12 protein-coding genes are annotated in these 12,283 nt (G+C 46.3%); 11 read left to right on the top strand and 1 reads right to left on the bottom strand.

The genetic code is table 11. The features are described from left to right. The first annotated feature begins 120 nt into the window (after positions 1-120). A complete protein-coding gene (locus OU814_RS09115) occupies positions 121-1,896 on the top strand; it encodes a hypothetical protein (RefSeq protein ID WP_268182131.1) in 1,776 nt (591 codons plus the stop codon). A 205-nt stretch (positions 1,897-2,101) separates the two neighbouring features. Then, positions 2,102-2,800, top strand: a complete 699-nt coding sequence (locus OU814_RS09110) for a pirin family protein (RefSeq protein ID WP_190650203.1) — start codon at positions 2,102-2,104, stop codon at positions 2,798-2,800. Positions 2,801-2,939: 139 nt separating this feature from the next. On the opposite strand, the gene OU814_RS09105 is transcribed toward OU814_RS09110, so the two are convergent. Further along, the gene (locus OU814_RS09105) at positions 2,940-3,578 is read right to left on the bottom strand and encodes a response regulator transcription factor (RefSeq protein ID WP_017285645.1); all 639 of its coding nucleotides are present in this window, start codon (positions 3,576-3,578) and stop codon (positions 2,940-2,942) included. A 721-nt stretch (positions 3,579-4,299) separates the two neighbouring features. Here OU814_RS09105 and OU814_RS09100 point away from each other — a divergent pair. The 9 genes from OU814_RS09100 to OU814_RS09060 form a co-directional block, all read left to right on the top strand. Further along, complete coding sequence (locus OU814_RS09100; protein ID WP_242044331.1) at positions 4,300-4,653, top strand: hypothetical protein; 354 nt, start codon at positions 4,300-4,302, stop codon at positions 4,651-4,653. A 2-nt stretch (positions 4,654-4,655) separates the two neighbouring features. Next, a complete protein-coding gene (locus OU814_RS09095; protein ID WP_190650199.1) occupies positions 4,656-5,528 on the top strand; it encodes a hypothetical protein in 873 nt (290 codons plus the stop codon). Between the two features lie 6 nt (positions 5,529-5,534). Further along, entirely contained in the window at positions 5,535-6,398 is an 864-nt protein-coding gene (locus tag OU814_RS09090) for an ABC transporter permease (RefSeq protein WP_199329417.1), read from the top strand. Beyond that, the gene (locus OU814_RS09085) at positions 6,398-7,687 is read left to right on the top strand and encodes an ABC transporter ATP-binding protein (RefSeq protein WP_190650197.1); all 1,290 of its coding nucleotides are present in this window, start codon (positions 6,398-6,400) and stop codon (positions 7,685-7,687) included. Before OU814_RS09090 ends, OU814_RS09085 begins: the two co-directional genes overlap by 1 nt. Before the next feature lie 4 nt (positions 7,688-7,691). Beyond that, positions 7,692-8,597: a hypothetical protein gene (locus OU814_RS09080; RefSeq protein WP_268182121.1), complete on the top strand. Its 906-nt coding sequence runs from the start codon at positions 7,692-7,694 to the stop codon at positions 8,595-8,597. A gap of 5 nt (positions 8,598-8,602) precedes the next feature. After that, positions 8,603-9,388 carry a 2OG-Fe(II) oxygenase family protein gene (locus OU814_RS09075; RefSeq protein ID WP_190650192.1) on the top strand — a complete coding sequence of 262 codons (786 nt, stop codon included), beginning with the start codon at positions 8,603-8,605 and terminating at the stop codon, positions 9,386-9,388. 8 nt (positions 9,389-9,396) lie between these two features. Continuing rightward, positions 9,397-10,365, top strand: a complete 969-nt coding sequence (locus OU814_RS09070) for a glycosyltransferase (protein ID WP_190650190.1) — start codon at positions 9,397-9,399, stop codon at positions 10,363-10,365. Next, positions 10,365-11,834, top strand: coding sequence for a capsular polysaccharide export protein, LipB/KpsS family (locus OU814_RS09065; RefSeq protein ID WP_268182119.1), 1,470 nt, complete (start codon positions 10,365-10,367; stop codon positions 11,832-11,834). Before OU814_RS09070 ends, OU814_RS09065 begins: the two co-directional genes overlap by 1 nt. Before the next feature lie 147 nt (positions 11,835-11,981). Further along, a partial coding sequence (locus OU814_RS09060) for an acyltransferase family protein (protein WP_268182118.1) occupies positions 11,982-12,283 on the top strand: 302 nt, incomplete at its 3' end.

The following is a 12,283-nucleotide window of genomic DNA, read 5'->3' as shown; positions in this document are numbered from 1 at the left end:
GATTTCACTACTGCTTAATGTGATTTCATATACACTTCACACCCGAACTATTAGGTTCAACCCTATGATCAGCCTAGAACTATCGCTAGTTCTGTTCTAATTACGGTAGAAACAATTGCTATGACAACATCTCTTGAAGTGAAGTCTCCACTCAGCGAGGCAGTATCTTTAAGTACGAGTCAATACGGATGTGGGCACAGTGCACCTGATTTTGAAGATCCAGTTGCATCAGGTTCTAAATCTTCATTACTTCAAAGTCGAGCTACCGCTTTCATCTGGCGGAATGATGCACTTGATGAGACTGGGGCGTGGGGCATTCAAGGCACAACCTTTCAAATTGGTGCAGCATTTAGAAACATGCCACCGCTCGGCAGTAACTCTGACTGGAAACTGGTTGATGCAGGTGGGTTTACAGGCGGTGAGAACACGTTACTGTGGCGCAATGCTGTTACTGATCAAACCGCCATCTGGACGGTAGATGGAATAGACTTTGAAGACGGATTTTTGCTCACAGGTGCCCCATCTTTGGGCAGCAATTCTCCTTGGAGACTCGTAGGCGGTGTAACGATCTCCGATAGCCCAACTCTCGTTTGGCGTAACCAGGTTACGGATCAAACGGCTATCTGGAAGTTCAATGAAACAGGCGTATTTCAGTCTGGAGCTTTCTTGGAAAATGCTCCTGGACTTGGCGCAAATTCTGCTTGGCAGCTCATTGATGCACTCGGGAATGGCAATCAATTAGAATTGCTCTGGCGCAACCAGACGACCGATGAAACTGCGATTTGGAAGTTTGATGGCTCAAACTTTAGTAGTAGCGCTTTTGTGGCAAATCTTCCCAAACTGGGCAGTAATTCGCCCTGGGAACTCGCAAAATTTGTCGATGTAGATGGCAACAAGAGCGCGGACTTGATCTGGCAAAATCGCACGAGCGGCGAGCAAGCTGTTTGGTTTTTGAATGGGTCAGACTTCACGTCGAGTGAATTCATCAAAAATGCACCTCGTCCAGATGCAAATTGGCAAATTGTAGGGGTTGTTTCGATCGATTTAGAAGAACTTCCAACAGTCATCCCGCAGTCTGCTGCAAGCACTCAAGCGCCCTCGACCAATACTCTAGTTTGGGCAAATGACAGTGATGATACTAGTGGCACTTGGGACATTGAGAGCAATCCGCTCGGTGCAACCTTTATTAATGGTCGTGGCATCGAGGGCGCACCCGCAATTCCGCCGAATTCTCCTTGGACGCTGATTGATGCGATCGCCAAACCGGGTGGTGGTATTCAATATCTCTGGCGCAATCAAGTGACTGACGAAACTGGAGTCTGGACGATACAAAACAATCAGTTTGTGTCCAGTGCGTTCTTAGGAGGTGCACCGAAACTGGGCAGTAATTCTAGCTGGGAGCTAATCTCGCACGTTTTCTTAGGGGATTGTGATCAAACAACTTTAGTTTGGCGAAATCAAGCAACGGATGAAACTGCTCTTTGGACATTCGACGCGAACTATCAGTTTGTTGGGAGTGAATTTGTGTCAGGTGCACCTGTGTTAGGCAGCAATTCACAATGGAAGCTGATTGATGCGGTGGATAGCTATGGCTATTTGGATTTGCTATGGCGGAACGAGGTGATAGATGAAACCGGATTCTGGATTTTAGATGGCAAGGATTTTAGCTATAGTGGCATGGTTGAGAATGCGCCAAAGCTCGGCAGTAATTCACCTTGGAAGCTCGTCAAGACTGAGAATCTCAATGATGATGGTCATGCTGATTTGATTTGGCAAAACTTTGAGACGGGTGAGCAAGGAATTTGGTATCTCGATGATCTAGATTTTGCATCGGGAGTCGTCGTGAACAATGCTCCTCGCCCCGCTCAAAATTGGCGAGTAGTCGGGGCAGTGTAAGCACGATCGTTTCAGGGTGCTTGTGTGCAGAAGATCTGATTTCTATCAATTGTGAATTCATAAAGAGTGCCTGCAAAGGGTCTAGGTCGATCGCAGTCACTCTTTTTACAACCAAGCGATTGTTTGCATTAAAACTATTCCTATGTTATCTTGGACTAACAAAGTACGAATTCAAACAGTTCTGACTTAGACATTAGGAGGGTTTATGCTGACACTTCGTAAAGCCAACGATCGCGGACATGCAAATCACGGTTGGTTAGATTCGTATCACACTTTTTCGTTTGCGAGCTATTACGATCCGGCTCATATGGGGTTTCGGAATCTGCGCGTCATTAATGAAGATCGAGTCGCGGGTGGGGGTGGATTTGCGCCGCATTCGCACCGGGATATGGAGATCATTACTTATGTGTTGGAGGGCGCATTAGAGCACAAAGACAGCATGGGGAATCAGTCTGTGATTCGTCCCGGCGAAGTGCAGCGGATGAGCGCTGGAACAGGTGTGACGCATAGTGAGTACAACGCCTCGAAGACTGAGACGGTTCATCTTTTGCAAATTTGGGTACTGCCAGAGCGAGCAGGTTTAGAGCCGGGATACGAGCAAAAGTTTTTCCCGTTGGAAGAGAGACGAGGACAATTGCGGTTAATTGCGTCTCAAGATGGGCGAGATGGTTCTGTGACCGCTCATCAAGATCTCAATCTCTATGCCACGATTTTAGGTGCAGGTGAAGCGGTGAAGCATGAGGTCGATCGCGATCGTCATCTGTGGGTACAAGTCGCACGGGGTTCTGCGATCGTCAATGGTGTTTCTCTAACAGCGGGGGATGCAGTTGCGATCGAGGACGTATCGCACGTGGAATTTGTTGGGCAAGATCTCGCTGAAATTTTAGTGTTTGATTTGGCTTAATCGCTTGGAGAGTAAAGATCTTGTGCGCTCTCCCAAAGATCTAAATCTGAGCATCAAGACGGTGCGTTTATTGATCCCATCCTGGGGTTCAATAAAGCGCACCGTTTTGAATTTGTATTGGCAGAACTGTGATCGCGCATCAATCCATGTTGTTTTCGATAATCCATCGCGACAGTTCTGTGCGATTGCTCAAGAGCGTCTTCTTCAACATATGGCTAATATGACTCTCGATCGTCCGCTTACTTGCACTCAATCGCTGAGCAATCTCTAGATTCGACATGCCTTGCGCTACCAATCGCGCCACCGTTAACTCTGTATTCGTCAACTTCACTCCAGGCGGGACAGAAATTTTCGCTTCTGTCCGCTTCGCGCGATTTTCCCGCATCAACTGCGACGATCGTAAAGCCGACTCAATCTGAGCAATCAACTCCTCCAACTCAAACGGCTTCACCATATAAACCGTCGCTCCTGCACTCAATCCTCGTACCCGATCCTGGCTCTGATCACGTGCCGACAAAAAAATAATCGGAATCCAATTGATCTCCGGCGATTGCCGCACCGCCTCTGCAAAGACATAGCCATTCATTTCAGGCATCACAATATCCGAGATAATCAAATCCGGTTTGACATCGCCCAAAAGCGCGATCGCTTCTGTTCCTGTCTCGGCAGTGGTTACCTGATATCCCTGGAACGCCAGATATCCAGTCATCAGCGTTACAAAATTTACATCATCATCAACGAGCAGGATCGAACCTTTTGTCTCTATCTCCAAAGCCATATTCGTCGGTTCTTCTTAGAAGTGAATCAGATTTCAAGCCAGTATTTCTACTTAAATTTATAGTCAGAGAAATGCGCTGTGTTGTCATCAGCACAAACGTCTTTCCTCGCTTTCTCCGTATTCCACAATTGTACGGAGGCTCTCTTGCGAGAGTTACGTAATTTTGCTGAAATAAATTAATCTTCGGTTCCTGATTGATCTGCCTGAATTGCTGTCGCTTTTCGGCTAAATTTGCCTTCATCAAGTTTTTACGATCGCGATTTCTCTCCTGATAAATACGGAGACAACAGATTAGCCGATTCTCTAAAGCTCCGTGAAGACCGAAGCAGCACTATCTCCGTGCAGATGAGGGTTACGGCGATCAGTATTTTCTCTCACCAGCATACTTAGGCACGTAGAGGCTGGAATAGCAGTAATTCGATGTTTGTAGCTATCAATGGCAGTATTTTTACATAAAAAAATCAAAGATTAAGTTTATACTCTCTGTTCTAGATTCTTCCTGATTTCCGCATTTTCTCGCGAAATGCTATCTAGCTTGGATAAAAAACTTAACTATTGCTTCATGGAGTGGGCTTCGATGGTCAGTTGATCTCAGTCTCTCCAACCGTAACCTTCACCAGTCTTGTCTATGACAGAGGAGGTCGAATTGCAGAGAAGGTGTGCTCGAAATCGGAAACGTTCTAAACGGCGAAGTATCTATTGCCCTAAACACGACTGCTATTTGCACAGTGTTAGTCAAAAGCACCCAATTTACGCCGATCGAGCAGAACAATTACAAGAGCGGGGGCTATCTCGTCGATATGCACTACTTGCCGTTTCCACCCGAACGACGGTAATGCTCAGTGGTGAATGGTTAGAAGCCTTTTGGTGCGATGAATGTCAAAGTCGCGAGTGGTATCATGTCCGCCGATTCGAGAACAATCAGTATGAAGTCTCGATCGCGCCGACTGAACTCTGGCAGCAAGCAACGGGTGTGATTCATCCTCATGGCAATCCTTCCGTTGGGGAATTCACGCGGAAGTTTGCTCAGAAAACCACCTATCCTGCTATTCGAGAGTTTCACTTTATGAGGTAGTCATGGGAATCGATATCAATACTGCCAAGTTTCTGATTTCAGCGTATGAAGATGGAGTGCGGTTCGATCGCACGATTACGCTAGGTCGGCTCACGTTGTTTGTTGATGAGCAAAACTGTGAAGTGTTGCAAAAGCAACTTGATCGCACTGTTGCTCAATCGAAAAAACTCACAGCGAAAGGACTTGCAGAGCCATTATTTGAAGCATTAGGCGCGACTCAGTTAGACTCGATGGATCGGTCTGACTTTGAAGGCGCAACCGTCTTACATGACTTGAATTTTCCGATCAACGCCCAGCAGCATCAGCAATTCGATGTTGTCTGTGATGGTGGTACGTTAGAGCATATTTTTAACTTTCCAACCGCGATTCAAAATGCGATGGAAATGGTCAAGGTTGGTGGACATCTTTTAATTCACACTCCCACAAATAACTGGTCTGGGCATGGCTTTTACCAATTCAGTCCAGAGCTTTACTACCGAGTGCTCTCTGAAGAGAATGGATTTCGGGTCAAGCGGATGGTGGTGTACGAGGTGGGAACGAATCAATGGTACGAAGTTGCTGATCCAGCTAATGTGCGATCGCGGGTTTATGTTGTAAATGGTTGCCGTACCTCTTTGTTAATCTTGGCAGAGCGCATCAAAGCGGTTCCGATTAATCAAACTCCACCCCAGCAAAGCGACTATGCTTTGATCAAGTGGAACTATGCGAACACAGAAGCTGCAAAACCTTCAGCAGCGATCAGCCTGAAACAGCGCATCAAAGCGATTGTTCTCCCGATCCTTCAGCAAGTCAAGGCGATTCGGCAGTCGCTATCGGGTCGAAAGCCGAGCTATTTCAGTCAGAATCAGCAATTTTTTACCCCAGTCGATCGCTAAAGCTACATGAGAAAAATTCCTCGTTCTTCGCGGATTGTTGTGCATCGCCCAGAGAGCCAGATGCGCCGACCGCTTCAACTGTTGCGTGAAATGTGGCACGATTTGCTAGCATCGCGTGAACTCGCTCGACAGCTTATGGTGCGCGATATTCGTGCAAAATATCGTCAGTCTATTTTAGGATTAGGATGGGCAGTGATTCCACCAGTCATTACCGCGATCGGGTTTTCGTTTGCTAAAAGTGGTGGGGTGATTAACATAGGCGAGACTCCGTTGCCTTATCCCGCCTATGTCATGTTTAGTATGACGCTTTGGCAAACCTTTATCGAAGCATTAACGGGACCTGTTCAAGCTGTCTCAACTGCTTCTACAATGATGTCGCGAGTGAACTTTCCAAGAGAAGCTCTAATTCTGGCAAAGCTGGGAGAAGTTACTTTTAACTTTGGAATTAAACTGGTGTTGATTATCGGATTGTTTCTTTGGTTTCAAATTCCGGTAGGGTTAAGCGTGCTGATTGCACCCGTCGCCCTGATTCATCTCGTCGTACTAGGAACTTTTCTGGGATTGTTGCTGGCTCCAATGAGTGTCCTGTATCGCGATATCACAATGGCACTGACATTAGTCACGGGATTGTGGTTGTTTATCACGCCTGTGGTGTATCCGGTTCCGACAGGCGGCATCTTCGGGCTGATTGTCAAGCTCAATCCCGTGACCCCTCTCTTGGTCACGACTAGAGAATTAGCCACGACGGGAATCATTTCTGATCCACAAGGGTTTTGGATTGCGAGTGTGATTGGGTTTGTGGGTTTATTCATTGCTTGGATTGTGTATCGCCTAGGAATGCCTTTTGTAGTTGAGCGGATTAGTTCGTAATGGTTAATGTTGTCAGTCCAGAGACGCCGATAGAACCAGCTTTAGATAAAGATGAAGTGGTGTTATCGGTGAATGGAGTTTCTAAACGATTCTGTCGGGACTTGAAGCGATCGCTGCTCTATGGTGTCCAAGACATCGCATTAGAACTCAGCGGATTACGTCAGCAAGCGAGTACACTCCGTCCTAGAGAATTCTGGGCGCTTGATCGCGTGAGCTTTCAAGTTCGACGCGGCGAATCGATTGGACTCATCGGTAAGAATGGGAGCGGCAAATCGACCTTGCTGCGCATCATTGCCGGGTTGATTAAACCGGATATGGGCGAAGTTGAGGTGCGCGGGCGGGTTGCGCCGCTGATTGCATTAGGAGCAGGCTTTAATCCAGTGCTCACTGGGCGTGAGAATATCTTTGCGAACATGTCGATTTTAGGTCTGACGCGGCGGGAAATTCTCGATCGCTTAGATGAAGTTATCGATTTCGCGGAGATTGGGGATGCGCTCGATTCTCCGGTTCAGACTTATAGTTCTGGGATGGCGGCTCGTTTGGGGTTTGCTTGTGCCATTTATACAAAACCCGACATTTTGCTCATTGATGAAGTATTAGCAGTTGGAGATGTTCGATTTCGCTGTAAGTGCTATCGAATGTTGAATGAACTTCAGCGCCAGGGTACTTCTTTTGTCTTAGTGTCTCACAATGCCAATTCGATTTTGGGCGTTTGTGAGTCTGGTGTGTATATCAATCAAGGCAAGTTAATTGCAACGGGTGCAGTCGAGAGAGTGATCACTCAGTATGAGTCGGATTTGTTTCTGGGTGAAGTTGAGAAAACAGTTGGCGCGATCGCGCTTCCTAAACGGTCTCCGGACGAAAGTTTAGGACTGGATATCACGGCACTCTCGTTTCAAGATGCTGAAGGTCATCCGCTTACCGTGGTGCGAACCGGGGAGCTTACACGTTTTTGTATTGACTGTGTAGCGCATGATGCGATCAACGATCTCACAATTGATGTGTTGCTGAAAGAGCAATTCGGTGAGGGGGAATGGGTACAACTCCTGAGTAACTTAAAGACCCAACAAACGATTAATGTTTTGCCAGGTCACAATCAAATTCAGATGGTGCTTCCTTACTGCGGCTTAAAGCCCGGGGTATACATCATGAAGCTGAGTATTCGACGCGATCGGCTATATATGTTGGATGCGGTGGAGTCATTCCGATTCATGGTTGAAACCGAGCAAAACATGAGCAATTGTGCGTTTTATCAGCCTGTGGAATGGAAAGTCAGCCAAGAGGGATAAAAGAGTGATTACTTTCTTAACGTTTCATCTTGATCCCACGAAAGAAGCTTCTGAGCTGATTGCGAATCAGAACATTCTTTTAGATCGCAAGCGCGATTATATGCGAATGATTGAACTGCTTGCACGATCAGCAAAAATCTTTCATCCAAGCTGTGAATTTGTCTTGCTGACCGATCAAAAAACGAACTTACTGGATCTCGATCCGAATATTCGAGTTTGTCGATATGAGCTTGAATCGGATAAGGTCACCCTGAGTAAAGTTCGAGCTTTACGCGAATTCATTGCTCAAGAGAGTAAGCCAAATTCTCATTGTATTTTGGCAGATTCAGATGTGCTCATTAATGCAAATCTTGATCCGTTATTCGAGCAAGCCTTTGATGTTGGCTTGACCTATCGCGACAATTTAGAGATGCCGTTTAACTCTGGATTGATTTATGTGAAAAATAACGGCGATCAACAAAAGCTAGTTCAATTCTTTGACCAACTGATCGATCTCTATTGCCGCGAGTATCTAAGCGAATTGTGGTACGGGGATCAATATATTCTGATCGATACGGTTGGGCGAGATCGGTTTTGGCAGAGAGCTTCAGATCTGATTTCAGTTGGAGAATATGATTTTTTGATGCTGCCTTGCGAGCGATATAACTTCTCGCCAGAAAACATGTTTAAGTCAATTTTATTGCCGCTTTCACATGTGAAAGCTCTCCACTTTAAAGGCGCGCGCAAACGATTGATCCTACCGTTCTGGACAGCGCATTTAGCATATCGTGAGCAATCAGGATTAACCGCATTTCTCCTCTTGATTCAAGGCAAATTAAAAATTCTGCTGCAATCGCTGAAAGAATTCGTACAAGAGCAACCTGCCTTAAGACAACGATTCAAGCAGAAGTTATTTTCGCAACCTGAGTAATACCGATGAAGACATTATCTCAAACATTCATTGACCGAGCACGACTGGAATCGTTTGATCGACAAGCGTTTCTCGATCGCAAACCTTATCCATGGCAAAATGTTGAGGACCTTCTCACACCCGAAGGATTTGCAGCCCTTGATCGAGATTTTCCATCGCTTGAACTCTTCGAGAAGCATTCGGGTATCGAACGAGCGTATGGGCAACGTCCCCACAATCGCTACTATCTGGCGTATGAAAGCTCAATCTATCACGGCAAATACATTGAAAAGAGTGATAAGGGAATTGTTAGACACAACGAGCTTCCGCTAGTGTGGCAGCAGTTCATTACCGACTTAGAAACGAACGAAGACTATCATACTTTGATCAAATCTTTGTTCGGAGTGTCTCAATACACTGTTCGATATGCGTGGCACGTCGGCTTTAATGGCTGTGAAGTGTCACCTCATATGGACTCTCCCGATAAAATCGGGACACACATTCTCTACTTCAATACGAGCGAAACCTGGAAGCCTGAATGGGGTGGAGCAACGTTAGTGCTCAGCGATAAACGGACAGAGAGCTTGAATCCAGATGTGTCTGATTTTGGAAAGGTAGAAGCATCGAGCATCCTGGATAATCGCAGTTTCTTATTTAAGAATGATCCGAATGGCTGGCATGGAGTTGAGCCTCTGAACTGTCCTGAAGGAGTCTACCGACGATTGTTCAACATTATTTTCGAATTTCCCGAAGTCAAACCCTCCCCGAGTGCAAAACTGCGATCGCTGGTGAAAAAAATTGTTCATCGATAACTAAAGCTATGCAAACGAATTCTGTCGAACCTATTCGGATTTTCATCGGATCTAGCCTGAAAAATTCGGTTGAAGAAGCGGTCATGCGTTACACACTGCAAAAGTACACGCGTGCTCCACTTGATATTCATGTGATCAATGGCATCACAGGCAGCGTGAAGAATCTGAAAACGGGTGAAGTTAGAGCACTTCCTGATGGTCTTGCCGATCGCATTCCAGAAGCGACCGCATTTTCGTATGCCCGCTGGGCGATTCCAGAGTGGTGTGATCACAAAGGGCGTGCTTTGTACTTTGATTCGGATCAGCTTGCTATCTCTGATGTTTCTGAACTCTGGAACTATGATTTAGCAGGTAAAGCACTTGCAGCGGTTAAGATTAAAGACGTCAAATGTCATCAGTACTATATTGACTATTTCTTGAAGCCGTTGATCGAGACTCCTGAGATTCTCTATCTATCAAGCGTGATGGTCATCGATTGTGAAAAGACCCCTTGGAAGCTCCATCAACTTGTCGATCTGATGGATCAAAATGCGTTCTCATCCGTCAGCTTAATGAACTTAGGTGAGGATTTTCGACGCTACTTTAACTGTGAAGTTGTTGCTCTTCCCTGCGAATGGAATCATCTCAATCGTATTGATCGAGATTCTAAGCTGGTGCATTTCACTGATTTGACCGACCAGCCTTGGCGCTTTGATCACAATGATATTAGCGATTTGTGGGAGCGATTTTACTTAGAAGCGTTGGATGCGGGATTTGTGCCGAAAGAAACGCTTGAAATTGCCTTGGAGCGCAAAGGAATTTTACCCAGAATCAAAGCGTTAGGAGAAATGCCAAAACTGATTCGCCGTCCGGTTAACTGGGTTTGGCGAACTTGGGATGGCACAAAATTCGATTTCCTGCGGTGGTTAACTCATCAGATCGATCGCGTGAAATTCTATCGTTCTCGGCTTGTTCAGAAAACCAGCATGCATACCTGATGAACTTCTCTCTACTCGATTCAACCGTTGCAGATCGCGATCGCTTTTTCTGGGAGGCAGTCTGCAACTGGTCGAACGATACTTCGGTCAATCCAGTGATCGCTGGCATCGATTACAGTGAATTAACGCGCTGTTTTCTGTGGGATAAAGTAGCTCGATCGATTCGCGCTCAGCATCCCGAACGGTTTGCATTCGAGCAAGTCCGATTAAAACCCGTTGCTGATCCAATCCAGCCCCATCCGAATCGACTCAAGTTTGGTTGCAAACAAGCACTGAGTCGATTTGCAGCGTGGCAAGATATTCGATCGCTGCCGACAAAAAACAGTCTGTATGTACCTTGTTGGCATCCGACCTTACACACAGTTGTGCGATCGCTGGCTGAGTCTTTCACAGTCGTTACGCCTCAAGCGAGTCACTTTAGTCAGCTTCCAACCATTCATCCCATTCGGTTGCCACTCAGTGCAGACTCACCGAATCTGTCGCAAGTGGAATCGCTGCATCACGGCATCATCACCGGATTAAAACAACAAGGCATCGAATTGATCCAGCATGATGTGATCGAACTGCGATCGCAAATTGCTCAACTCTTGCTCCGAACCGAACAGATTGAAGCTGAACTCTCACTGCTTCGCCCCAAAGCGATTCTCCTGTTTGCCGACAATCATTTTCCAGTCCAGAGCTATGTTCTGGTTGGGCGCAAACTCGGTATTCCCACAATCATGACGCAGCATGGATTGGACTGTGAGCAGTACTGTTTGGAAGAGGCTTACGCGGACTATGTCAGCGTTTGGGGAGTATCCCGATTACACCGTTATCAAACGCGATCAGCTTGGCAGCCAATTCAACTTCAGGTGAATGGCAATCCAGACTATGATGAGCTGACACCACCCACTCAGATGGATCGATCTGGATCCTATTGGCTCTGGGCAACTCGTCCCCATGCGCCCGAAAAATGCTATCTTCCTTCACGCCATCCTCAAGAAGGCATTGAGATTCTCAATGCTTTACTGATGGCGCTCTCACGATTGCCGAATGCACGCTTAGTAATTAAGCCGCATCCCTTGGATGATGTGACACTCTATCAATCTACAATCGACCAACATTCCGCTCGTCATCGAGTTTTGATGTCCAGTGATAGTGTGCGCTCGCTGATTCCTGAGGCAAGTGTTGTGATTTCAGAAGATTCAACTGTGGGACTAGAAGCAATGTTCTTTGGCAAGATTGTGGTTCACGCCCATTTTGCAGCTTCAGAACCTGTGATGCCCTTTGTGAAATATCAGGCTGCACTACCCGGTTATACCGCTGAAATGCTGCGCACGACTTTGGAAAACCTGGAGCAAGTGACGGAGGCACAAGCAAAACAGCTGTTTGCAGGACAATGCCGATTGATTCAAGATTTTGCGGGTGATTGTGACGGGCAAGCACTGAAACGAGTTACTGCAATGATCCAGAGAATTTTGGAGCAATGACATGGTTCCAAAATATTGTTCAAAATCAGGAACTTATTCAACGGACTTTCTTCAGAGCGAGAAACAGTAGCACACATTAGACGATGAGCCTTCAAGCTGGCTGGGTGCATACAGACATTGCACAATTCACTGAAGGACAATCATCACATGAAAGGAAATCGTTCAGCCGTTCTAAGCTACATGCCCCAACTCGACAGCTTACGATCGTTTGCAATGTTTGGGGTGATGATCACGCACTTTTTAAGCCCTGAAGATCCGATTCGGTTGCAAATTCCTTGGGGATGGTTAGGCGTTCGACTGTTCTTTGTTCTGAGTGGATTCCTAGTAACAGGTGTCCTGATCTCCTCTCGACAGAAAATCGAACAACAACAGGCTTCTCCCTGGAAGATTCTACAAAACTTCTTTATCCGGCGATGCTTCCGATTGTTCCCGCTCTACTATCTATATCT

The sequence above is a fragment of the Leptolyngbya sp. GGD genome (assembly GCF_026735145.1).
Lineage (GTDB): Bacteria > Cyanobacteriota > Cyanobacteriia > Leptolyngbyales > Leptolyngbyaceae > Leptolyngbya > Leptolyngbya boryana.
This window is presented reverse-complemented; position numbering and strand designations above follow the sequence as displayed.